The 24,992-nt window shown below is 42.5% G+C and carries 19 protein-coding genes and 5 tRNA genes; 23 read left to right on the top strand and 1 reads right to left on the bottom strand.

The annotated features are described in order from the left end of the window. The first annotated feature begins 4 nt into the window (after positions 1-4). From gspD to FTU12_RS01665, 20 genes are all read left to right on the top strand, one after another. Positions 5-2,236, top strand: a complete 2,232-nt coding sequence (gene gspD, locus FTU12_RS01760) for a type II secretion system secretin GspD (protein WP_180113620.1) — start codon at positions 5-7, stop codon at positions 2,234-2,236. 77 nt (positions 2,237-2,313) lie between these two features. Further along, positions 2,314-3,063, top strand: a complete 750-nt coding sequence (locus tag FTU12_RS01755) for an FHA domain-containing protein (RefSeq protein ID WP_168379024.1) — start codon at positions 2,314-2,316, stop codon at positions 3,061-3,063. Positions 3,064-3,140: 77 nt separating this feature from the next. Continuing rightward, positions 3,141-3,809 (top strand): phosphoglycolate phosphatase, encoded by a 669-nt coding sequence (gene gph, locus FTU12_RS01750; protein WP_180113619.1) that lies wholly within the window; start codon positions 3,141-3,143, stop codon positions 3,807-3,809. Between the two features lie 117 nt (positions 3,810-3,926). After that, the gene (gene trpE / locus FTU12_RS01745; protein ID WP_078193306.1) at positions 3,927-5,420 is read left to right on the top strand and encodes an anthranilate synthase component I; all 1,494 of its coding nucleotides are present in this window, start codon (positions 3,927-3,929) and stop codon (positions 5,418-5,420) included. A 98-nt stretch (positions 5,421-5,518) separates the two neighbouring features. Beyond that, positions 5,519-5,594: transfer RNA gene (locus FTU12_RS01740), tRNA-Thr, on the top strand. Positions 5,595-5,648: 54 nt separating this feature from the next. Then, positions 5,649-5,732 (top strand) — tRNA-Tyr (locus FTU12_RS01735). A gap of 38 nt (positions 5,733-5,770) precedes the next feature. Continuing rightward, positions 5,771-5,846: transfer RNA gene (locus FTU12_RS01730), tRNA-Gly, on the top strand. Between the two features lie 23 nt (positions 5,847-5,869). After that, positions 5,870-5,944: transfer RNA gene (locus FTU12_RS01725), tRNA-Thr, on the top strand. A gap of 154 nt (positions 5,945-6,098) precedes the next feature. Next, entirely contained in the window at positions 6,099-7,289 is a 1,191-nt protein-coding gene (tuf, locus tag FTU12_RS01720) for an elongation factor Tu (RefSeq protein WP_078190047.1), read from the top strand. A gap of 55 nt (positions 7,290-7,344) precedes the next feature. Continuing rightward, positions 7,345-7,420: transfer RNA gene (locus FTU12_RS01715), tRNA-Trp, on the top strand. Positions 7,421-7,496: 76 nt separating this feature from the next. Further along, positions 7,497-7,937 (top strand): preprotein translocase subunit SecE, encoded by a 441-nt coding sequence (secE, locus tag FTU12_RS01710; protein WP_078189832.1) that lies wholly within the window; start codon positions 7,497-7,499, stop codon positions 7,935-7,937. Between the two features lie 7 nt (positions 7,938-7,944). After that, positions 7,945-8,478, top strand: a complete 534-nt coding sequence (gene nusG / locus FTU12_RS01705) for a transcription termination/antitermination protein NusG (protein ID WP_078189831.1) — start codon at positions 7,945-7,947, stop codon at positions 8,476-8,478. Between the two features lie 115 nt (positions 8,479-8,593). Beyond that, positions 8,594-9,022 (top strand): 50S ribosomal protein L11, encoded by a 429-nt coding sequence (gene rplK / locus FTU12_RS01700; RefSeq protein WP_004868049.1) that lies wholly within the window; start codon positions 8,594-8,596, stop codon positions 9,020-9,022. A gap of 3 nt (positions 9,023-9,025) precedes the next feature. Further along, positions 9,026-9,721, top strand: coding sequence for a 50S ribosomal protein L1 (gene rplA / locus FTU12_RS01695; RefSeq protein WP_180113618.1), 696 nt, complete (start codon positions 9,026-9,028; stop codon positions 9,719-9,721). A gap of 349 nt (positions 9,722-10,070) precedes the next feature. Further along, positions 10,071-10,577: a 50S ribosomal protein L10 gene (rplJ, locus tag FTU12_RS01690; protein WP_078189829.1), complete on the top strand. Its 507-nt coding sequence runs from the start codon at positions 10,071-10,073 to the stop codon at positions 10,575-10,577. 48 nt (positions 10,578-10,625) lie between these two features. Then, positions 10,626-10,997, top strand: coding sequence for a 50S ribosomal protein L7/L12 (gene rplL, locus FTU12_RS01685; protein WP_078189828.1), 372 nt, complete (start codon positions 10,626-10,628; stop codon positions 10,995-10,997). 304 nt (positions 10,998-11,301) lie between these two features. Then, positions 11,302-15,390 carry a DNA-directed RNA polymerase subunit beta gene (gene rpoB / locus FTU12_RS01680; RefSeq protein ID WP_180002850.1) on the top strand — a complete coding sequence of 1,363 codons (4,089 nt, stop codon included), beginning with the start codon at positions 11,302-11,304 and terminating at the stop codon, positions 15,388-15,390. 140 nt (positions 15,391-15,530) lie between these two features. Further along, entirely contained in the window at positions 15,531-19,730 is a 4,200-nt protein-coding gene (rpoC, locus tag FTU12_RS01675) for a DNA-directed RNA polymerase subunit beta' (RefSeq protein ID WP_078192842.1), read from the top strand. Positions 19,731-19,890: 160 nt separating this feature from the next. Further along, positions 19,891-20,433 (top strand): hypothetical protein, encoded by a 543-nt coding sequence (locus FTU12_RS01670; protein ID WP_180113617.1) that lies wholly within the window; start codon positions 19,891-19,893, stop codon positions 20,431-20,433. A gap of 130 nt (positions 20,434-20,563) precedes the next feature. Beyond that, positions 20,564-20,920, top strand: a complete 357-nt coding sequence (locus tag FTU12_RS01665) for a DNA transfer protein p32 (protein WP_180007041.1) — start codon at positions 20,564-20,566, stop codon at positions 20,918-20,920. 50 nt (positions 20,921-20,970) lie between these two features. Here the strand turns inward: FTU12_RS01665 and FTU12_RS01660 are convergent, their stop codons facing one another. After that, the gene (locus tag FTU12_RS01660) at positions 20,971-21,453 is read right to left on the bottom strand and encodes a DUF4442 domain-containing protein (protein WP_078189823.1); all 483 of its coding nucleotides are present in this window, start codon (positions 21,451-21,453) and stop codon (positions 20,971-20,973) included. 128 nt (positions 21,454-21,581) lie between these two features. Between FTU12_RS01660 and FTU12_RS01655 the strand changes: the two genes are divergently transcribed. The 3 genes from FTU12_RS01655 (at position 21,582) to FTU12_RS01645 (ending at position 24,836) form a co-directional block, all read left to right on the top strand. Further along, entirely contained in the window at positions 21,582-22,457 is an 876-nt protein-coding gene (locus tag FTU12_RS01655; protein ID WP_180113616.1) for an alpha/beta fold hydrolase, read from the top strand. Between the two features lie 96 nt (positions 22,458-22,553). Continuing rightward, positions 22,554-23,921, top strand: a complete 1,368-nt coding sequence (locus FTU12_RS01650; RefSeq protein ID WP_180113615.1) for a Na+/H+ antiporter family protein — start codon at positions 22,554-22,556, stop codon at positions 23,919-23,921. Between the two features lie 306 nt (positions 23,922-24,227). Continuing rightward, the gene (locus tag FTU12_RS01645) at positions 24,228-24,836 is read left to right on the top strand and encodes an OmpW family protein (RefSeq protein ID WP_180113614.1); all 609 of its coding nucleotides are present in this window, start codon (positions 24,228-24,230) and stop codon (positions 24,834-24,836) included. The last annotated feature ends 156 nt before the right edge of the window (positions 24,837-24,992 follow it).

The raw sequence follows: 24,992 nt of genomic DNA, 5'->3' as shown, positions 1-24,992 counted from the left end.
GTATATGGCTTTATTTAATAATAACCGTTCAACTTTAGCTGCCTATGCCATGGTGCCCTTGGTTGCTATGGTCAGCACAGCAAGTTATGCACAAACATGGAAAATCAATTTACGTGATGCAGATCTTACGGCATTCATTAATGAAGTCGCAGATATCACGGGGAAAAATTTTGCAGTTGACCCACGGGTACGAGGAAATGTAACGGTTATTTCCAATAAGCCTTTAAATAAAAATGAAGTCTATGACCTGTTTCTCGGTGTATTGAATGTCAATGGTGTGGTAGCGATTCCATCGGGCAACACCATTAAACTGGTTCCAGACAGTAATGTAAAAAGCTCGGGCATTCCTTATGATGCGCGCCACCGTGCGTCTGGAGACCAAATTGTCACCCGAGTGATTTGGCTTGATAACACCAATGCCAACGACTTAATTCCAGCCCTACGTCCACTGATGCCACAATTTGCACATTTGTCAGCAGTGGCGGGGACCAATGCGCTGATCGTCTCAGACCGTGCTAGTAATATTTACCAGCTCGAAACGATTATTCGTAATTTAGATGGAACGGGTCAAAATGATATCGAAGCCGTGACGCTGCAATCGAGTCAGGCCGAAGAAATGATTGGGCTGTTAGAGTCGATGAGTTCGACCGGCGCATCAAAAGACCCGAAAGGTTCACGAATTCGTATTATTGCGGACAATCGAACCAATCGTATTATCATTAAAGGTGATACAGCGACACGTAAGCGTATTCGTAAGATTATTGAGACCTTAGATGTGCCTGCTGCAGATCGATTGGGTGGATTGAAAGTTTTTCGTCTAAAGTATGCAAGTGCCAAAAACTTGTCAGAAATCTTACAAGGCTTGGTCACAGGGCAGGCCGTTTCGAGTACAAATTCATCGAATAGCTCAAATAGCAGCACGATGAACAGTTTAATGAATGATAGTAACAGTTCGAATTCACAGTCATTCAGTTCACAAAATAACACCAGTTCAGGTATTAACCTCAACAGTAATAACTCTTCCAATAATACGCAAAACGGTATCTCAAGCTTTAATGCCAATGGCGTGAGTATTATTGCTGATGCCACACAAAATGCACTGATTGTGAAAGCAGATCCGCAGCTCATGCGTGAAATTGAATCTGCGATTCAGCAGCTCGATATTCGTCGTCAGCAAGTGCTGATCGAAGCGGCGATTATTGAAGTTGAAGGCACGGACACCGATCAGCTCGGTGTGCAATGGGCGTTGGGAGATATCAGTAGTGGTATCGGCTTAATTAACTTTGATAACTTTGGTTCTAGTTTAAAAAATATTGCCGGAGGTTATTTAACTGGTGGTGCTGCGGGTGCGGGTAGCGCGGTGAGTGCGGGTACTTCTTTAGTTCTTGGTGATTATCGTGAAGGCAGTGATGGTTCGCGCAAACTCTATGGTGCGATGATTCAGGCCTTAAAAGAAAAGACCAAATCCAATTTATTATCTACACCGTCGATAGTGACGATGGACAACGAAGAAGCCTATATTGTGGTGGGTGAAAACGTTCCATTTGTGACAGGTTCGGTCACCACCAATGGTGGTACAGCCAATCCGTATACATCGATTGAGCGTAAAGATGTCGGTGTTACTTTGAAAGTTGTGCCGCATATTGGTGATGGCGGCTCGGTGCGTTTAGAGGTCGAGCAAGAAGTTTCTGATGTAAAAGACAATAAAGGTCAAGCGTCGGATTTGGTTACGACTAAACGCGCGATCAAAACCTCGATCTTGGCAGAGCATGGTCAAACGATTGTGTTGGGTGGTTTGATCTCGGACAATACATTGCATGGGCGTCAATCTGTTCCAGGGCTAGGGGCTATTCCTGTACTGGGCAAACTTTTTAGCTCGGAAGGAAAATCCAACAGTAAACGCAATTTGCTGATCTTTATTCATCCGACCATTGTTGGAAATTCTGCTGATGTGAAGAAAATGTCTCAGCAACGTTACAGTCAGCTCTATAGTCTGCAACTGGCACTGGATAATGACGGTAATTTTGCGAAATTACCTGAAAATGTGGACGATGTGTATCAGCAGCGCATACCTGTTTCAAAAGGTACAGCACCAGCCCCTGTGTATAAGACGGTACCTACAGCACCACAAACCACACAGCCAGCGGCAGTGGTCTCCACGCCAGTCGCCATTGAACCTGCAGTGAAGCGCCAAACCATAACCGTACCGAATGGCAAAGTGGCGGAAACTCCTTAGGTTAGACAGTAGGGTGGTTTAGCTTTGAAACCACTGCATGCTATGATGAAAAAAACGAGCAATAGAGAATTAACTTCATGACTTGGAAAATTCAAGCAATTTCTGGTGATTTAACAGGACAAGAAATTAGTATTGAGCGAGATATGTTGGTGGGTCGTCATCAACAAGCAGATATTGTTTTACAAGAATCTGATGTATCGCGTAAACATGCTGCCTTTGTACTGAAAGATCAAGCACTCTGGTTGCAAGATCTCAATTCATCTAATGGGACGTTTATTAATGATGTCCGCTTGACTGGTGAATCACTTTTAAAAGAAGGTGATATTGTACAGTTTGCCAGTGTGAAGTTTAGTTTATTGGCTCCGGCTAAAGCTGTAGAGATCCCTGCGGATATTGAACAAAGCGTTGAAGCGTTGCAAGCAGAAGAAATTACTCCTGTTCAGCAGCCGTCTGAAGCTGTTGCAGTTTCTGAAACTGCGGCACAAGAGCCTGTAGTAAATGCGTCTGAGACTGTGACACAAGAGCCTATCGTTAAAACTGCAGCACAACAAATGAATGATCAAGGTATGCCAGAGTTGAAAGAGCGTGATGGTTCAGTTCAATTGACTCGTGATGGTATGCCGACCAATGTGGGTGTGCCTAAACCTGCGCCAATTCCTGAGGGAATTGACATTACTGCTGCTCCGAAAAATGAGGCATGTGATGTAGAAATTCCAGCGACATGTGTAGAGCAAGAACGTGAAGCACAAAAAAATGCCTCTGTGGGCTTAATCTCAGTCATTGTTTTAATCATTCTTGCAATTATTGCATGGGTGTTGTTTAAATAAACCGAGACATTCCTCGAAAGGCATGCATGGGCATGCCTTTTTTATGGGGAAAATTTACAAAAAAATAGAGGGACATTATGTTTGAAGTTCGTTTAGCAGAACGCCAAATGATTTTATTTGATCTGGATGGAACGCTAGTCGATTCAGCATCTGACTTACATCGTGCGATGAATATGAGTTTAAATGCTTTGCAATTACCGTTGGTCACAGAAGCGCAGGTGCGAAACTGGATTGGGAAAGGAACTTCATTGTTTTGTCATAGCGTACTTGAATACTTGACCGGGAAGGTGGATGCCGCACAGCACCATCTTTTGCTGGAAACTTTTCTAAAGATTTACAATGCAGATCCTTGTGTCTTGACGCAGCCCTTTGACGGCATTCTAGCGTTCTTGGATTGGGCAAAAGCAGAAGAGAAAATTCTGATTTGTGTGACCAATAAACCAGAGCAACCGGCACGCAGTATTGTGCAGGCACTAGGTATGCATGAATACTTTGATGATGTGATTGGCGGAGATCGTTTTGAAGAGCGTAAACCACATCCCAAGCAGCTAGAGTATTGTGCGGAGCATTATGCCTTGCCGAAACAGCAAATTTTGATGGTGGGTGATTCTGTCAATGATGTAGAGGCAGCACGTCGTGCGGGTATTGATTGTATTGTGGTCAGCTATGGCTATAATCATGGTGAAAATATTCGAGAGTGTCAGCCGCAGCACGTGGTTGATAACTTAAAAGAATTATTGGGTTGAAATAAGTAGGGTTAAGGAAGTGAAAATGAGCAAGTGTGTAGTATTTCGATGGCGTCACTCAATCAGCATGAGAAGAAATTAACTGAAATTGACCACGCGAAATATAGAGAAACCGAGATGACTACACAAACTCAATTTGAACAACTGAAAACTGCTGGATATAACTTGATTCCGGTATATCGTCAGCGCTTGGCAGATACAGAAACTCCGCTGTCTGTCTTTGCGCGATTAAAACAACATAAACAAGCCTATTTATTTGAATCTGTAGAGGGTGGCGAAAACTGGGCGCGTTACTCCATTATTGGCTTGGGCGAGTCCACCGTATTTTCGTGTAATGAAGGGCAGTTGACCGTTCAACATGCTGATGGCTCGGTTGAAAAACAACAATGTGCTGACCCATTTCAATACATTCGTGACTTCCAAGCACAATATAAAGTGCCTACACAGCAAGATTTACCAGCGTTGCCGAGCTTTACCGGTGGATTGGTTGGATACTTTGGTTATGATGCTGTGCGTTATATCGAACCAAAGCTCAATAACGTTCCAGAAGCTGACCCGGTCGGGATTCCGGATATTTGGATGATGCTATCAAAAACCGTCATCGTCTTTGATAACCTTAAGGATACCTTATTCTTAATTGTGCATGCCGATGTAAATGATGCTGAGGCCTATACCAAGGCGCAGCAACAATTGGATGAGCTAGAAGAACTTTTGGCAACCCCAATTGCACTCAAAGCAAATAAGCATACTGCACCACAGTTTGAATCCATCACTGGACATGACAATTTTATTGATTCTATTGCGAAAGTAAAAGAGTACATTAAGGCCGGTGATGTGATGCAGGTTGTGCCGGGCCATCGTATGGTATCCGATTTTGATGGTGAGCCTTTGCAGGTCTATCGTGCACTACGTCACCTCAATCCATCGCCATATTTGTTCTTGGTGCAAGGGCAGACACTAGAAAATGACATTCCTTTTCATATCGTCGGTTCATCACCTGAAATTTTGTCCCGTTTAGAAAATGGTGTGGCAACAGTTCGTCCTTTGGCGGGAACGCGACCACGGGGTAAAACAAAAGAAGAAGATTTAGCGCTAGAAAAAGATTTGCTATCTGATGAAAAAGAAATTGCAGAGCATTTGATGTTGATCGATTTGGGGCGAAATGATGTTGGACGCGTTTCTAAAATCGGTAAAGTTCACGTGACTGATCAAATGGTGATCGAACGTTATTCGCATGTCATGCACATTGTGTCAAATGTGCAAGGTGAAGTACGTGATGATGTCGATGCTTTGGATGTTTTTAAGGCAACATTCCCTGCGGGTACGCTTTCAGGTGCACCAAAAATCCGTGCTATGGAAATTATTGACGAAGTTGAACCAGTAAAACGTGGAATTTTTGGTGGTGCTGTTGGTTATTTAGGCTGGCATGGTGAAATGGACATGTCGATTGCGATTCGTACCTGTGTAATTCGTGAAAATAAGGTCTATGTTCAAGCTGGAGCAGGGGTGGTGTATGACTCTAATCCTGAATCAGAGTGGAATGAAACCCAAATAAAAGCTCGCGCAGTGATCAAAGCGGTTGAATTATCATCAAATGGATTGATTTTATGAGTTTTTCACGTTTTTTTTAGAAAAAACACTTGCAAGGATTTCAAGATTTGCTAAACTGCACACCGTTCCGATACGAAACGTACGAAACACTAAGAAACGCCGGCATAGCTCAGTTGGTAGAGCAACTGACTTGTAATCAGTAGGTCCACAGTTCGAATCCGTGTGCCGGCACCATCTTAGAAAGTTTGAGAGTGAGTAGAAAGAACGACACTGAAGTAAGTGTAAAATGGTGAGGTTCCCGAGCGGTCAAAGGGGGCGGACTGTAACTCCGCTACGAAAGTTTCGAAGGTTCGAATCCTTCCCTCACCACCAATTTTAAGACTTCAATAAGTGGTTTGTACCAACATCGTGCGGGAGTAGCTCAGTTGGTAGAGCGGTAGCCTTCCAAGCTACATGTCGCGAGTTCGACCCTCGTCTCCCGCTCCATATCTATTGAAGTGCTTATATTTGCTCTTATAGCTCAGTGGTAGAGCACTCCCTTGGTAAGGGAGAGGTCTCGAGTTCAAATCTCGATAAGAGCTCCAGATTTTACAGTTTAGCAACTTTAAATGTTGCACAAGATTCCAGAAGCAGGCTTTTTAGTCTGCTTTTCAAGTATTGGGTGTTTATTTTTTTAGGCGATATGTCGGAGCTGGGTTTTACTCAGAATTGTGTTCGACGTAAACGAGGAAGAAAAGCATGGCTAAGGCTAAGTTTGAACGTAATAAGCCACACGTTAACGTGGGCACAATCGGTCACGTTGACCATGGTAAAACGACTTTAACAGCTGCAATTGCAACTGTATGTGCAAAAAAATTCGGCGGTGAAGCGAAAGATTACGCTGCAATCGACTCTGCACCAGAAGAAAAAGCACGTGGTATTACAATTAATACTTCACACGTAGAATACGATTCTCCAATCCGTCACTACGCTCACGTAGACTGCCCAGGTCACGCCGATTATGTTAAAAACATGATTACTGGTGCTGCGCAAATGGATGGTGCGATCCTTGTATGTGCTGCGACTGATGGTCCAATGCCACAAACTCGTGAACACATCCTTCTTTCTCGTCAGGTAGGTGTACCTTACATCGTTGTATTCTTAAACAAATGCGACCTTGTTGACGACGAAGAACTTCTTGAATTAGTAGAAATGGAAGTTCGTGAACTTCTTTCTACTTATGACTTCCCAGGCGACGACACCCCAGTAATCCGTGGTTCTGCTCTTGCAGCGCTTAATGGTGAAGCTGGTCAATACGGCGAAGACGCTGTAGTTGCTCTTGTTGAAGCTCTTGACTCTTACATCCCAGAGCCAGAACGTGCTATCGACCTTGCATTCCTTATGCCAATCGAAGACGTATTCTCAATTTCAGGTCGTGGTACAGTAGTAACTGGCCGTGTTGAAACTGGTATCGTGAAAGTAGGCGAAGAAGTTGAAATCGTTGGTATTAAAGATACAGTTAAAACAACTGTAACTGGCGTAGAAATGTTCCGTAAACTTCTTGACGAAGGTCGTGCGGGCGAGAACTGTGGTGTTCTTCTACGTGGTACTAAACGTGAAGACGTTCAACGTGGTCAAGTACTTGCTAAACCAGGTACAATCAAACCGCATACTAAATTCGACGCAGAAGTATACGTACTTTCTAAAGACGAAGGTGGTCGTCATACTCCATTCCTTAACGGTTACCGTCCACAGTTCTACTTCCGTACAACTGACGTAACTGGTGCAATCGCGCTTAAAGAAGGCGTTGAAATGGTTATGCCTGGTGACAACGTAGAAATGTCAGTAGAATTAATCCACCCAATCGCAATGGACGCTGGCTTACGCTTCGCGATCCGTGAAGGTGGCCGTACAGTTGGTGCGGGTGTTGTTTCTAAAGTAACTGCATAATATAATACAGTTATCTTTGTACAGATCGAGAGTTTCGACTCTCGATTTGCTCTGCAGGTCAGTAGTTCAATTGGTAGAGCGTCGGTCTCCAAAACCGAATGTTGGGGGTTCGAGTCCCTCCTGGCCTGCCAAATTTTTTTAAAAAGAAGCTTGATGCTGGCTCAACTGGTCATATAATAAGTCGCGAATCCTACGACGAGTACAAAAATGTCGAATGATAAATCGCGTGACGCATTAAGCGACGCGCCAATTCCTCAAAGAAATAATCCTGCTGAAGTTGTTAATTCTGGTTCCCCTTTAGACTATGTTCTGTGGGTTATCGCGTTGATTTTACTCGGTAGTTCTATGATGGTGAATCAACATTTGCCAGCATACTGGGCACCAGCGAATGATGTCTGGGTCCGTGTTGGGGTAATTTTGGCTTGTATCATCGTGGCTTTAGGTTTATTATACGCCACCCATCAAGGCAAAGGCTTTGTTCGATTGTTGAAAGATGCTCGAATTGAGTTACGTCGAGTGACTTGGCCAACCAAGCAAGAGACCATGACCACATCTTGGCAGGTACTTGCGGTAGTCTTAGTGGCATCTATTTTATTATGGTGCTTTGACTATGCTTTGAGCTGGTTAATGAAGTTTATTATCGGGTAAGAGAGCTATGAAACGTTGGTACATTATTCATGCCTATTCAGGCTATGAAAAACAAGTGTTACGCTCACTTAATGATCGAATCCAGCGTAGCGCTGTAGCCGATAGCTTTGGTGAAGTCCTTGTCCCTACTGAAGAAGTAGTGGAAATGAAGGATGGTAAGAAACGTAAATCTGAGCGTAAATTCTTTCCAGGCTATGTGTTAGTCGAAATGGAAATGAATGATGAAACTTGGCACATTGTTAAAGAATGTCCAAAAGTATTAGGTTTCATTGGTGGTACTGCAGAAAAACCTGCACCAATTACGCAAAAAGAAGCTGATGCGATTCTTGCACGTGTACGCAATACTGGCGAAGCACCTCGTCCTAAGACGATGTTTGAACCAGGTGAAGAATTACTCGTAATTGACGGTCCATTCACCGACTTTAAAGGCGTGGTGGAAGAAGTTCTATACGATAAGTCACGTTTAACGTTGACGATTAATGTATTTAATCGACCAACTCAAGTTGAACTGGAATTTCGCCAAGTCGAAAAATCAGTTTAATTTAACTTGGTTGATAAACGCCCGATTTGTTATGAGTCGGGCATTGTTGTTGTAACGGTATCGTTACTTAAATGTATGGGGAGCCTAGCGGCGTTAGTACCCAGAGGTAATTGAAATGGCTAAGAAGATTGACGGCTATATCAAGCTGCAAGTTCCAGCTGGTAAAGCAAATCCATCTCCACCGATTGGTCCTGCACTAGGTCAACGTGGTGTTAACATCATGGCATTCTGTAAAGAATTCAATGCTGCGACACAAAAAGTTGAAGCTGGTCTTCCAATTCCAGTAGTGATCACTGTGTACAACGACAAGTCGTTCACATTCATCATGAAAACTCCTCCTGCTGCGATTCTTCTTAAGAAAGCTGCGGGCATCCAAAAGGGTTCAGCTGTACCTAACAAGACTAAAGTTGGTAAGTTGACTCGCGCTCAATTAGAAGAAATTGCGACTACTAAAGAACCAGATCTTACTGGTGCTGATTTAGACGCACGTGTACGTACCATTGCTGGTTCTGCGCGTTCTATGGGCTTGGAAGTGGAGCTATAAGACATGGCTAAATTAACTAAACGTCAAAAAGCCATTGTTGCTGCTGTTGAAGCTAACAAAGTTTACACTTTGGAAGAAGCAGTTGCAGTTCTTAACGGCCTTCCAGCAGTAAAATTCAAAGAATCTTTGGATGTTGCTGTAAACCTAGGTGTTGATCCTCGTAAATCTGACCAAGTTGTTCGTGGCGCGACTACACTTCCTGCAGGTACTGGTAAAACTGTACGTGTAGCTGTGTTTGCTCAAGGCGCTGCTGCTGAAGCTGCTAAAGCTGAAGGCGCGGACGTTGTTGGTTTTGATGATCTTGCTGAAAGCATCCAAGCGGGTAGCCTTGACTTTGACGTAGTAATTGCAGCTCCGGATGCAATGCGCGTTGTTGGTAAGTTGGGTACGATTCTTGGTCCACGTGGCTTAATGCCAAACCCTAAAGTGGGTACTGTAACTCCTGACGTAGCTTCTGCTGTTAAAAACGCGAAAGCTGGTCAAGCACGTTACCGTGTAGACAAAGCTGGTATTATCCACGCTGCGATCGGTCAAGTAGGTTTCACTGCTGAAGCTGTTCGTTCAAACGTTGAAGCTCTTGTAGCTGACCTTAAGAAAGCAAAACCTGCTACTTCTAAAGGTGTTTACATCCAAAAGATCACTTTAAGCTCAACTATGGGTCCTGGTCTTGTTGTTGATGTAGCAAACGTTTCTAAATAAGTTTCGACTTATTACAGAATTTTAAAGCCCTGAGTAATATTTAAAGCGCTGCTTTAAATATTACGCAAGATAGAAATTAAGCTTCATTCGAAGCACAGTTTCTCATCTTGCGGGTCGGCAAAGCATGCTTTGCTGATCGCCCCTCAGGCAAACTTTGAATTGATAAATTTAGATTTATCAGCGTCAAAGACCTCAGGCGAGGGGAGTTTTATGCTTTCTTCTTAATAGCCCAGCCTGAGTAGACGCGGTGGTGTGATTTGTTCCTCCTCCGCGTGTTGGTTCAGTGATGAGCTAACGAATTGGGAGTGCATCTGTATAGGTGCATAAATCACCGTTAGGAGGTTTTACAATGGCTCTTCTTATCGAAGGCAAAAAACAGATCGTAGCTGAAGTAACTGAAGTTGCTTCTACTGCGTATGCTGCTGTTGTTGCTGACTACCAAGGTTTAACTGTTGAGCAATTAACTGCTCTACGTGTTGAAGCTCGTAAACTAGGTGTTGCTACTCGCGTAGTTCGTAACACTTTGGCTAAACGTGCTCTTCAAGATACTCAATTCAATATCTTGAGCGACAACCTTGTTGGCCCAACAATCTTAGCTTTCTCAACTTCTGAAGACGACATGGGCGCAGCTGCTCGTTTGTTCGAAGAATTTGCTAAAACTAATAAAGCATTTGAACTTAAAGCTGCTGCATTTGACGGTAAAGTTTATCAAGGTGCTGAAGTTAGCGTTATCGCGAACCTTCCAAACCAAGAGAAAGCGCTTACTATGCTTGCAAGCGTTCTTCAAGCTCCTATTTCGAAATTGGGTCGCCTTATTACTGCGCTCAAAGAGAAAAACGAGTCAGAAGCTGCTTAAGTTTAAATCAATTTACACACCATTCAATACCCATTTGGAGTTACTCTCATGGCTTTAACAAACGAAGAAATCTTAAACGCAGTTGCTGAAAAAACTGTTCTTGAACTTGTTGAACTTATTTCTGCTTTCGAAGAAAAATTCAACGTATCTGCTGCTGCTGTAGCAGTTGCTGCTGCTCCTGGCGCTGCTGGTGCTGCTGCTGAAGAACAATCAGAATTCAACGTTGAGTTGACTTCTTTCGGTGCTAACAAAGTTGCTGTAATTAAAGCAGTTCGTGAAGCTACTGGCCTTGGTCTTAAAGAAGCTAAAGATCTTGTTGAAAGCGCTCCTTCAGTTCTTAAAGAAGGCGTTTCTAAAGAAGAAGGCGAAGAACTTAAGAAAAAACTTGAAGAAGCTGGTGCTACAGTTACACTTAAGTAATCTTAAGGGGAGTCGATTTTTTTATAATCGGCTCCAAAAAATGGCTGGTGGCCCTTGGGTCATCAGCCTTTTTGCGTTACAATTATCGGCTCGATTTTTGTTTGCATGATATAAAAATCATACAAATTAAAAATAATTTATAAAACCAAACGCTTACCAATATTTTTCAGTAAAAAAATATTGTTAAGCGTTTTAATACCACTAAAAATTGCAGCATTTGTGAAAGTGGTGGCCATATCGGCCTGCGTAATTCCTTCTAAGTTCGTTCTGCAGGCGGACTTAGTTTACTTTCCGAGGACTCCAGATGGCATACTCATATACCGAAAAGAAACGGATCCGTAAGAATTTTGGTAAATTGCCCAAGGTAATGGATGTTCCGTACTTGCTCGCGATTCAAGTCGACTCGTACCGAACTTTCCTTCAAGACGGCAAAACTCCAAAAAACCGCGAAGATATCGGTCTCCAGGCCGCATTTCGTTCAGTTTTTCCTATTGAAAGTTATTCTGGCAATGCTGCTTTAGAATTTGTTGAGTATAGTCTTGGTAAGCCTGAATTTGATGTGCGCGAATGTATTCTTCGTGGCTCAACTTATGCGGCGCCAATGCGTGTAAAAATTCGTCTGATCATTAAAGATCGCGAAACTAAAACAATCAAAGATGTGCGTGAGCAAGAAGTCTACATGGGTGAAATGCCACTTATGACAGACAACGGTACCTTTGTGATCAATGGTACTGAGCGTGTAATCGTATCTCAATTACACCGTTCACCAGGTGTGTTCTTTGACCATGATAAAGGCAAAACTCACTCTAGCGGTAAAGTTCTTTATTCTGCTCGTATCATTCCTTACCGTGGTTCATGGTTAGACTTTGAATTCGATGCAAAAGATCTTGTCTATGTTCGTATTGACCGTCGTCGTAAATTACTTGCGACTGTTGTGCTTCGTGCCTTGGGTTATAACAACGAACAAATCCTAGACATGTTCTACGAAAAAGTACCTGTATATCTTGATATGGGTAGCTATCAAATTGACTTGGTTCCAGAACGTCTACGTGGCGAAATGGCACAGTTTGATATCGTGGGTACAGACGGTAAAACAATTGTTGAACAAGGTAAACGTATTAACGCGCGCCATGTTCGTCAAATGGAAGCAGCAGGTCTTGAAAAACTTTCTGTTCCTGATGAATACCTATATGAACGTATCGTTGCTGAAGATGTAACGTTACGTGATGGCGAAGTTGTTGCGGCAAATACCGTACTTAGCCATGAAATTATGGTGAAATTGGCTGAAGGCGGCGTTAAACAATTCAACGTACTTTATACCAATGACATCGACCGTGGTCCATTCATTGCGGACTCTTTACGTGCAGATACTACAACTGGTCGTGAGGAAGCACTTGTAGAAATCTACAAAGTGATGCGTCCGGGTGAGCCACCAACAAAAGAAGCTGCTGAAAACTTATTCAACAACTTGTTCTTCTCTTCTGAACGTTATGACTTATCACCAGTAGGTCGTATGAAGTTCAACCGTCGTTTGGGTCGTCCTTACGAAGTGGGTACGGATCAGAAGTCTCGTGAAGTTGAAGGCATTCTTTCGAACGAAGACATCACTGATGTATTGAAAACATTAGTTGAAATCCGCAACGGTAAAGGTGAAGTCGACGATATCGATCACTTGGGTAACCGTCGTGTTCGTTCTGTTGGTGAAATGACAGAAAACCAATTCCGTGTTGGTCTAGTTCGTGTTGAACGTGCTGTTAAAGAACGTTTATCTCAAGCTGAAACTGATAACTTGTCTCCGCAAGATTTAATCAATGCGAAACCAGTTGCTGCGGCAATCAAAGAATTCTTTGGTTCAAGCCAGTTGTCTCAGTTCATGGACCAAAACAACCCATTGTCTGAAATTACACACAAACGTCGTGTATCAGCATTGGGCCCAGGTGGTTTGACTCGTGAACGTGCGGGCTTCGAAGTACGTGACGTACATCAAACTCACTACGGTCGTGTATGTCCAATTGAGACTCCTGAAGGTCCAAACATTGGTTTGATCAACTCACTTTCTGTTTATGCGAAATGTAATAACTTCGGTTTCTTGGAAACTCCATACCGTAAAGTTGTTGATGGTCGTGTAACGGATGACGTTGAATACCTTTCTGCGATTGAAGAAGTAGGTACTGTGATTGCACAGGCCGATTCTGGTATCGATAAAGACGGTAACTTAACTGAAGAATTCGTATCTGTACGTCACCAAGGTGAATTCGTACGTATTCCACCAGAAAAAGTAACGCATATGGATGTATCTGCTCAGCAGGTGGTATCTGTAGCGGCATCACTTATTCCGTTCCTTGAACACGATGATGCCAACCGTGCATTGATGGGTTCAAACATGCAGCGTCAGGCTGTTCCTACTTTACGTGCTGACAAACCGCTTGTTGGTACAGGTATGGAAGCAAACGTAGCGCATGACTCGGGTGTGTGTGTACTTGCGAAACGTGGTGGTCGTATTGAGTTCGTTGATGCTTCTCGTGTCGTTATTCGTGTAAACGAAGAAGAGATGGTGGCAGGCGAAGCAGGTGTAGATATCTACAACCTGATCAAATACACCCGTTCGAACCAAAATACATGTATCAACCAAAACGTTGTTGTACGTTTAGGTGACAAAGTTGCACGTGGTGACGTTCTTGCTGATGGTCCATCAACAGATGGCGGTGAATTGGCATTGGGTCAAAACATGCGTGTAGCGTTCATGACTTGGAACGGTTATAACTACGAAGACTCGATCTTACTTTCAGAGCGTGTACTTCAAGAAGATCGTTTAACGTCTATCCACATCCAAGAGCTTTCATGTGTTGCACGTGATACCAAATTGGGTGCTGAAGAAATTACAGCGGATATCCCGAACGTGGGTGAAGCTGCACTTTCTAAATTGGATGAATCAGGTATCGTTTATATCGGTGCTGAAGTTACTGCGGGTGACATTCTTGTCGGTAAAGTAACGCCTAAAGGTGAAACGCAGTTAACTCCGGAAGAAAAATTGCTTCGTGCAATCTTCGGTGAAAAAGCGGCTGACGTAAAAGACTCTTCATTACGCGTATCTTCATCTGTGAAAGGTACTGTAATTGACGTTCAAGTATTTACACGTGACGGTCTTGAAAAAGACGAACGTGCTCAAGCAATTGAGAAAGCACAACTTGATGCTTACCGTAAAGACTTGAAAGAAGAATACAAAATCTTCGAAGAAGCGGCTCGTGAACGTATTGTTCGTCTATTGAAAGGTCAAGAATCTAACGGTGGCGGTACAACTAAACGCGGTGACAAATTAACTGAAGAGTTATTGTCTGGTCTTGAGTTGGTTGATCTTATTGAAATCCAACCAGTCGACGAAGCGATTGCTGAACGTTTAACTCAAATTCAAGTGTTCTTGAAAGAGAAGAGCCTTGAAATTGACGAGAAATTTGCAGAGAAAAAACGCAAACTTTCTACAGGTGATGAACTGACAACTGGCGTATTGAAAGTTGTTAAAGTTTACTTGGCTGTAAAACGTCGCATCCAACCGGGTGATAAAATGGCGGGTCGTCACGGTAACAAAGGTGTTGTATCTAACATCTTACCTGTAGAAGACATGCCACACGATGCAAACGGTGTTCCAGTTGATGTTGTACTTAACCCACTGGGTGTACCATCACGTATGAACGTGGGTCAGATTCTTGAAACTCACTTAGGTATGGCAGCTAAAGGTCTTGGCGATCAAATCGACAAGATGATGAAAGAGCAACGTACTGTACTTGAGCTTCGTGATTTCTTAGACAAGATTTACAACAAAGTTGGTGGCGAACAAGAAGATCTTGATAGCTTGACTGATGAAGAAATCTTGGTGCTTTCAGGTAACTTGCGTAAAGGTGTTCCTTTAGCAACACCAGTATTTGATGGTGCTGAAGAATCACAAATTAAAGAATTGTTAGAACTTGGTGGCATTTCACGTACTGGTCAAACAGTATTGTATGATGGTCGTACAGGTGAACGTTTTGACCGTCCAGTAACTGTAGGTTACATGTACATGTTGAAACTGAACCACTTGGTTGACGACAAGATGCATGCGCGTTCTACTGGTTCTTACTCTCTAGTAACTCAACAGCCGCTTGGTGGTAAAGCACAATTCGGTGGTCAGCGTTTCGGTGAGATGGAAGTATGGGCACTCGAAGCTTACGGTGCAGCATACACACTTCAAGAAATGCTTACTGTGAAGTCGGATGACGTTGAAGGTCGTACCCGTATCTATAAGAACATTGTAGATGGTAACCATTACATGGACCCAGGTATGCCTGAATCGTTCAACGTATTGACCAAAGAGATCCGTTCTTTAGGTATCAACATTGAACTGAAAAATGGTGACTAATTAGCTCCATTGAATCTCCCTTGCGAAGCAGTGCTTCTCACCTCTTTAATCAAGAGGGGCAAGGGGGATTTCTCAGTTAAAAAACAATATTTGTGACCCAGTTGTGAAGTGAAAATCTCCACAACACACGGAGAAAAAAATTGAAAGACTTGCTCGATATCATGCGCAAAAAGACGGATTCAGACGGTCATGCTCCTGTAGAGTTTGATCGCATCCGTATTGGTCTTGCGTCACCAGAAATGATTAAGTCGTGGTCTCATGGTGAAGTTAAAAAGCCTGAAACCATTAACTACCGTACGTTCAAACCTGAACGTGATGGTTTATTCTGTGCCAAAATCTTTGGTCCAGTAAAAGATTACGAATGCTTGTGTGGTAAATACAAGCGTATGAAATACAAAGGCGTCATTTGTGAAAAATGTGGCGTTGAAGTAACAACTGCAAAAGTACGTCGTGAGCGTATGGGTCATATTGACCTTGCTTCTCCAGTTGCGCATATTTGGTTCTTAAAATCACTTCCTAGCCGTATCGGTCTGCTTTTAGACATGACTTTACGTGATATCGAACGTGTATTGTATTTCGAATCATACGTTGTAACTGACCCAGGTATGACTCCACTTGAGAAATACCAACTTCTAAACGATGAAGAATACTTCACGGCTTTAGAAGAACACGGTGATGAATTCACTGCGAAAATGGGTGCAGAAGCAGTTCAAGATTTGTTGAAAGACATCGATCTTGAAGCTGAAATTTCACGTCTTCGTGAAGAAATTCCAAATACAACTTCAGAAACGAAGCTTAAAAAAGCCTCTAAACGTCTGAAATTGATGGAAGCGTTCAAAGAGTCGAACAACAAACCAGAATGGATGGTGATGAATGTACTTCCAGTACTTCCACCTGATCTTCGTCCGTTGGTCCCTCTAGAAGGTGGTCGTTTTGCGACTTCTGACTTGAACGATCTTTACCGTCGTGTAATCAACCGTAACAACCGTTTAAAACGTCTTCTAGACCTTGCAGCACCAGACATTATTGTACGTAACGAAAAACGTATGTTACAAGAGTCTGTAGATGCATTGCTTGATAACGGTCGTCGTGGTCGTGCAATTACTGGTTCGAACAAACGTCCTCTTAAATCTTTGGCAGACATGATCAAAGGTAAACAAGGTCGTTTCCGTCAAAACTTATTGGGTAAACGTGTCGATTACTCTGGTCGTTCGGTAATTACTGTAGGTCCGACTTTACGTCTTCACCAATGTGGTCTTCCGAAAAAAATGGCGCTTGAATTATTCAAACCATTCATTTTCGCGAAACTACAAGCATCTGGCCAAGCGACAACCATTAAAGCTGCGAAGAAAATGGTTGAGCGTGAAACTCCAGAAGTTTGGGACGTACTTGCTCACGTAATTCGTCAACACCCGGTGATGTTAAACCGTGCGCCTACACTTCACCGTTTGGGTCTTCAAGCATTTGAACCAACCCTGATTGAAGGTAAAGCGATCCGTCTTCACCCGTTAGTTTGTGCGGCATTTAACGCCGACTTCGACGGTGACCAAATGGCGGTACACGTACCATTAACACTTGAAGCTCAGTTAGAAGCTCGTGCGTTAATGATGTCAACAAACAACATTCTTTCTCCTGCGAACGGTGAGCCAATCATCGTACCTTCTCAGGACGTTGTCTTAGGCTTGTACTACATCACTCGTGATGCGATCAATGCCAAAGGTGAAGGTATGGTGTTTGCGGATACTGACGAAGTAAACCGTGCACTTGCAACAGGTCAAGTTGATTTACACGCTCGCGTAAAAGCACGTGTACACCAAACAGTCATTGACGAAAATGGTAACCGTGAACAACAAACCATTGTTGTAGACACAACTCCAGGTCGTTGTTTACTTTGGGAAGTTGTACCTGAAGGTATGGATTTCCAACAAATCAACGTTGAGATGACGAAAAAGAACATCTCTAAATTGATCAACTCTTGCTACCGTAAATTAGGTCTTAAAGATACTGTTATCTTCGCTGACCAATTGATGTACTTGGGCTTCCGTCAAGCGACTCACTCAGGTGTGTCTGTTGGTATGGAAGACATGTTGATTCCGCCACAAAAACAAGCAATTATCGAAAAAGCTGAAGTTGAAGTTCGCGAAATTGAACAACAATTCGAGCAAGGTTTCGTAACTGCCGGCGAACGTTATAACAAAGTTGTCGATATTTGGGCACGTACAAACGACCAAGTAGCGAAAGCGATGATGGACAACTTGTCTTTCACAACTGTTAAAAACAAACAGGGTGAAGACGAGAAACAAAAATCATTCAACTCGATCTACATGATGTCTGACTCAGGTGCCCGTGGTTCGGCAGCTCAGATTCGTCAGTTAGCGGGTATGCGTGGTTTGATGGCGAAACCAGATGGTTCGATCATTGAAACACCAATTAAAGCGAACTTCCGTGAAGGTTTGACCGTACTTCAGTACTTCATTTCAACACACGGTGCACGTAAAGGTTTGGCCGATACTGCATTGAAAACTGCGAACTCAGGTTACTTGACTCGTCGTTTGGTTGACGTTGCACAAGACTTGGTAATTACTGAGCCAGATTGTGGTACTTTCGACGGTCTTGTAATGACTCCGTTCATTCAAGGTGGCGATGTCATCGAGAACTTAGGTACTCGAGTATTGGGTCGTGTACTTGCTGAAGATGCGAAGAAACCAGGTTCGGATGATGTGATTCTTCCACGTAATACTTTAATCGATGAAAAACTTGCAAACTACTTAGAAGAGCAAGGTGTCGATGAAGTGAAAGTACGTTCAGTTGTAAACTGTGAATCTACTTTCGGTGTATGTGCGAAATGTTACGGTCGTGACCTTGCTCGCGGTCACTTGGTGAATCCAGGTGAATCTGTGGGTGTAATGGCTGCTCAATCAATTGGTGAGCCAGGTACACAGTTAACAATGCGTACGTTCCACGTAGGTGGTGCTGCGAGCCGAACTTCTGCTGCTAACAGCGTACAAGTTCGTAACAAAGGTACAGTACGTTTCCACAATGTGAAAACAGTACAACACGCTAAAGGTCACTTGGTATCAACTTCACGTTCAGGTGAAATCGGTATCGCAGATGACATCGGTCGTGAACGCGAACGTTACAAAATTCCATACGGTGCTTCAATCATCATTAAAGATGGCGAAGCTGTGGAAGCTGGCGGTATCGTAGCGACTTGGGATCCGCATACACATCCACTTGTTACCGAAGTTGCAGGTAAAGTGCGTTTCAGCCAAATCGCTGATGGCGTAACTGTGACATCGAAAACTGATGATGCAACAGGTATGACGACTATTGAGGTACTTCCAGTAACTTCACGTCCAGCATCTGGTAAAGATATGCGTCCAGCTGTTGTATTGGATACAACAGATGGCGGCGAACAGTTCTACTTCCTACCACAAAACACGATTCTGACTGTGCGCGATGGCGAAACAATTGGTGTCGGTGATGTTATTGGTCGTGTGCCACAAGAATCTTCACGTACACGTGATATTACTGGTGGTCTACCGCGTGTAGCTGACTTGTTCGAAGCACGTAAACCGAAAGAACATGCGATCCTTGCTGAAATTTCAGGTATCGTAAGCTTCGGTAAAGAGACCAAAGGTAAGAACCGTCTTGTGATTACTCCGGATGATGGCTCTGAGATTTACGAAGAGCTAATTCCGAAATGGCGTACGATTAACGTGTTCGAAGGTGAGCATGTGAACCGTGGTGAGACCATTTCTGATGGTCCGCAAAATCCACACGACATCTTACGTTTGAAAGGCGAAGTTGCACTGACAAACTACATCGTGAACGAAGTTCAAGACGTATACCGTCTGCAAGGTGTAAAAATCAACGACAAGCACATTGAAGTGATCGTACGTCAAATGCTTCGTAAAGTTGAAATCACTGACGGTGGTGATACAAGCTTCATCAAAGGCGAGCAAGTGGAATACATCCGCGTTGTTCAAGAAAACCAAGCTGTGGCAGCTCAGAACAAGTTCCCAGCGAAGTTTGAACGTCAATTGATGGGTATTACCAAAGCGTCGCTTTCTACTGACTCGTTCATTTCTGCTGCATCGTTCCAGGAAACAACTCGTGTGTTAACTGAAGCTGCTGTAACAGGTAAAGAAGATGAATTACGTGGTCTGAAAGAAAACGTGGTTGTAGGCCGTCTGATCCCAGCGGGTACAGGTTTGGCATACCACTTAGAACGTCGTCGTCAAGAGTCTGAAGCTGCAGAGCTTGAGCTTCACAATGACTTCTCTGATGTAGATCAAGCGTTAAGCCAAGCATTTAGCGATGAATTTAACGGTCTTTAATTAGCCCTTAAATCATTCCAAAAAAGCCACCTTCGGGTGGCTTTTTTTATGCGGATGAATTGAAAATTAAAGCTTTCCTAATATTGAATTATTTCCTATAGTAAAAATAGAACATAACAAATCTCTTGATTTTTAAACTTAAACATAACGGGGTCTTTTGATGAAATTCGCACAGCAATTATTCGCAGTTTCTGCATTATTCAGCTCATTGACAGCGATTGCTGCACCTATGCCCAATTCGATTGTGGTAGAAGATAAAGCTGTAGTTCCAGTACTAAAAACAGAAGTGATTCACCGTGTTGCAGGTCAACAACCTGTACGCCAAGTGACTGCAACAGTGTTAGAAATGACCAATAAAGGTCAGGATATCGTGGCACGTGAAATTGAACTTTCAGATCATCACAGTGATTTTTCTGAAAAGAAATTATCGATTCCAGTACTACAACGTGGTGGCGTCATCGTCCCGACCTCTAAAATTGAAACCAAGACGACGGTGAAGCAGGACGGTCAGATTATTCGTCAAAACACCAATATTGATGCAGAAGGTGTAGAGTTTAAGAAAGGGCAAGACCCGATTAAACGCACGCTAAAACTAGATCAGGCAACAGATCCAGAAAGCAAAGCCAAACTCTCTCATGCTGTGCTGACTGAAAATGGTGAAACCACAAAAGATTTGATGATTTTGGATGAAAATCCTGAGTGATTCGTGAGCGATTAGGCGTGGTTTTTTACAAAATGCAGCATTTATGCTCCAAGCCGTAACAAGCTATGTTTAATTGTTTCATACAATGGTTTTAGAATCATAGGTATTGAAGAAGACAAGGAACATCACAATGAAAAAAGTAATGAGCGTATGCGCAGTCGCGATGATTTCGACCCTAATGCTTGCTGGTTGTGAAAGCATGTCGCCAAATGAACAACGTATTGGTGCCGCAGCTTTAGGTGGTGCCATTGGTGGTGGTGTGGGTAACAACGTTGGTGGTGGTGTAGGTGCAGCCGTTGGTGGGGGTGCTGGTGCAGCTGTCGGCAGTAAAACTCAAAACGGTTCAAACCGAAATGCCACATATAGTGGTGTAGGTGGTGCGATTGGTTCTGCAGTCGGTAAAAGTATCTTTGGTGGTAACACCGGTGCTGCTATTGGCGGTGCAATCGGTGGTGGTGCAGGTGCTGCAATTGAGCAAAATCGCTAATCTAATCCGATAAATTTGAATGAAAAGGCGCTTAAAGATAAGCGCCTTTTTTATTTGCGTGGACGGGGTTGCTTGCGACGAATGTATAGAGTTTTTTGAACTTCAGCGATACGTAAGCCTGCTTCATCAAAAATATTTAAGCTATAGTTCCGTAGTACAGGTGCGTGGTTATCTGCTAAGTTTTTAATATGATTGATTTCATTTGGGTCGAGCTGGATGTCAGCGTATACCGTTCCACGCCCGGGAGATAAAAATTGGATATTTGCCGCTTTGTCCCACACGATATAACGTGAGCCAAGGTGATGCATCAAAATCAACATATAAAATGGGTCAACCATTGAATATAGACTACCGCCAAAATGTACACCGACAATATTTTGATTTTTTCGAGTTAATGGCATTTTGACGCGAATGTGATAATTGGCGAGATCAATTTTATCAATCGAAATGCCAGCACCTTTATAAGGGGCATAATGATTGAGTAAGAATTTAGAGACAATAGGCATTGTCATTATTTTCTGGATTATGCTCATACTGGGTCAATTTTTTTTTATGCTGAACTTTGCATACTAAATGAGTTTCAAAACTGTGGCATTGATCACATTGCCCATGTTCACAAATAAAACGTCAATTCGATGGAATCGATAAAAGGACAAGAAGAATGCAACCACTAAATACGCAATGGGTGAATACCACAGATCAACAACGGCTCTATGTGAAGACATGGGGTGATGAAACTAAGCCGGCATTGGTTTTGGTTCATGGTTATCCTGATAATCAGGAAGTATGGGAACCGGTTATTGAACATCTTATTAATGAATTTTATATCGTCACCTATGACGTGCGAGGTGCAGGGCAGTCCTCTGTGCCCCGTAAAGTACGAGATTACCGTTTAGAACAACTTTCACTTGATTTAGATAGTGTGACGCAAGCGGTATTAGGCGAGCGTAGTTTTCATTTGGCCGCGCATGATTGGGGCTCTATCCAATCTTGGGAATCGGTAACTGAGCCAAAATTTCGCTCACGTATTTTGTCTTATTCAACTATTTCTGGGCCATGTTTGGATCATGCGGCATTTTTGCTCAGAAATAGCTTTAAGCATCAGCAGAAAAAATTACTCAAATTATTAAGTAAGTCATGGTACATCGGGGTATTCCAATTACCATTTTTGGCACCGACGGCGTGGCATTTTTTGAATGCTGAACGTTGGGGAAAAATTGTGAATGATTTAGAACGTACTCAAGAATTGCCTTTGAATCATAATATTCAGCATGATGGTAAACACGGTATTGCGCTTTACCGTGCTAATTTTATTCCCCGCTTAACTCAGCCTAGACAACGTTATGCCGTCTGTCCTGTACAAGCGATTGTGTTGAAACATGATAATTTTGTCAGTCCAGATTACATTAAAGAATTACCTAATTGGGTTGAAGATTTATCTGTAGTTGAAGTCAATGCCAATCATTGGGCCGTGCTGAGCCAACCCGAAAAAATTGCAAGTTACATCGCTCAATTTGCGCAATCACAGCAGCTTTAAGTAAATCGTTCAACAGTGGCAGTTTCATCGATAGGGGGCTAAATAGCGAGCAAATTCTGATAAAATACGGTTTTTTGTCAGACTCCCTTTTTTCTTATGTTTGCTATTCTTGCCGCAATTACAGTCATGTTTGGACTGTCGCTGGCACGCGTGCCTGTTGTATTTGCGCTGATCATTGGTGCAGTAACAGGTGGCTTGTTAGCTGGTCTTGGTATTCATGGCACCATCGAAGCGTTTAATAGTGGCTTAGGCAACGGTGCTCAAATCGCACTTGCTTATGGCGTGTTGGGGGCATTTGCTTTGGCACTTGCGCGTTCAGGTTTGCCAGATTTACTGGCTTATCAACTCATTACTAAACTCAAAGGTAACAGTAATGTGAAAGCCCAGAATCGCGTGAAATACGTAATTTTCGCTACTATCGCTTTAGCCGCCGTATGTTCACAAAACGTGATTCCAGTGCACATTGCGTTTATTCCAGTATTAATTCCACCATTACTCAGTGTATTTAATCATTTAAAACTTGACCGTCGTTTGATTGCTTGTGTTCTGACTTTTGGTCTTGTGGCGACTTATATGCTGGTACCTTTTGGTTTTGGTGCTATTTTCCTTAATGATATTTTAGGTCAAAACATCAATACCTTTGGTAAGCCATACGGTTTCAACATCAGCTATGATCAAATTCCAACTGCTATGGCAGTTCCAGTATTTGGGATGTTTGTTGGCTTATTAATTGCTGTTTTTTATAGCTACCGTAAACCACGAGAGTATGCTGACGTTCAGGTTAAGGAATCACAGCACACCATCTCATCTGATGTAAAAGCAGATGAAAATGGTAAACCACAAGTCGCTAAATTTACTTTGATCATGGCTGCGGTAGCAGTAGTTGCTACGCTTTCTGTTCAAGTCATATCTGAGTCGATGATTTTGGCGGGTCTGGTTGGTGTTGCGATCTTAAGCTGTGCAGGTATTTTTAAGTGGAAAGAAGCCGATGATGTCATTATCAGTGGTATGCGCATGATGGCACTGGTGGGTTTCATTATGATTTCTGCGCAGGGCTTTGCATCTGTGATTGAGGCTACGAATCAAGTACCAATACTGGTACAAGCTTCGGTTGAATGGATTGGAAACAGCCAAGGTTTAGCTGCATTTTGGATGCTATTGATAGGGCTATTAATTACCTTAGGTATTGGTTCTTCATTCTCAACAATCCCAATTTTGGCCATTATTTATGTACCACTTTGTATTCAATTTGGTTTTAGCCCAGCGGCAACGATTGCAATTATTGGTACAGCAGCAGCTTTGGGAGATGCAGGTTCTCCAGCATCAGACTCAACTTTAGGGCCAACATCAGGTCTTAATATGGATGGTCAGCATGACCACATGAAAGATAGTGTGGTACCGACCTTCATTCACTACAATATTCCATTAATGATCTTTGGTTGGATTGCCGCAATGGTACTCTAAAAAATTTTCAAAGATAAATAAAAAGGCGATTATATAATCGCCTTTTTTGTTATTTAATCCTGAGGATTTTGGTTGGATTAAAATAATTCATTTTATTAATTCTGATTAAAAAGGTTGGTATATTATGAATAATAAATTAATTATAATGGTGAAAATATAAAACCAAGCATTGTGCTATGATTAAAATAAATATTTTTAATTAATAATGACTTATATAATAATGTAAAAATTTATAAAATAATAATGTTGCATAATTTTAATACTAATGTTTAATATTAATTATTCATTCCAGAAGGTTGCTTTAAAATGTTAAAACAAGCTGCTCTTATTGCATTATTGGGTATGTCTGCATCAGCTATGGCTGGTCAATGGCAAGTGAAAGTTGGTGGTTCTGTGGTAGCCCCTACTTCTGACACAAGTATTTTAAACGGCGCAGTAAATGTTGAAGCAGATCATGAATATGCATTTACACCATCAATTGAATATTTCTTTAATGACAACATTTCAGCTGAATTACTTTTGGCAACGCCAATAAGTCATGATGTAAATGTTACAGGTGCTGTAGATGCTGGTGTGAAGGTTAAACATTTGCCACCTACAATTACTGCAAAATATAACTTCAAAAATTCAACACGTTTCACACCGTATATTGGTGTAGGTGGTACAGCATTTGTTGCGTGGGATGAAAAAGCAAGTGGTGATTTAGCTGGTGCTAAAGTAAAAGTAAAAGAAGACTTTGGTTTTGCAGGTCAAGTCGGTTTTAACTACCAGCCAGCTGATGCAAAAAACTGGGGTGTTTTCTTTGATGCACGCTATGCTCAGATTAGCCCAGAAGTGGAAATTACAGGTGTACCTAAATTTGATTTAGATATCGATCCTATGGTGTATACAATTGGTTATAGCTACAAATTCTAAGCTGTAACTGATCTTAAAACCCTGCCATTAGGCAGGGTTTTTTATGCAGCATATTCCATTCATCAGTTGATCGAATTGAACAAATAGGCAATAGAAAATTAAGGTGGAACTGTTAGAGTCAAAATAAATCAGCAAGTTGGAAGAAGAGAAAAGACG

Source organism: Acinetobacter sp. YH12063 (assembly GCF_013419715.1).
GTDB lineage: Bacteria > Pseudomonadota > Gammaproteobacteria > Pseudomonadales > Moraxellaceae > Acinetobacter > Acinetobacter amyesii.
This window is presented reverse-complemented; position numbering and strand designations above follow the sequence as displayed.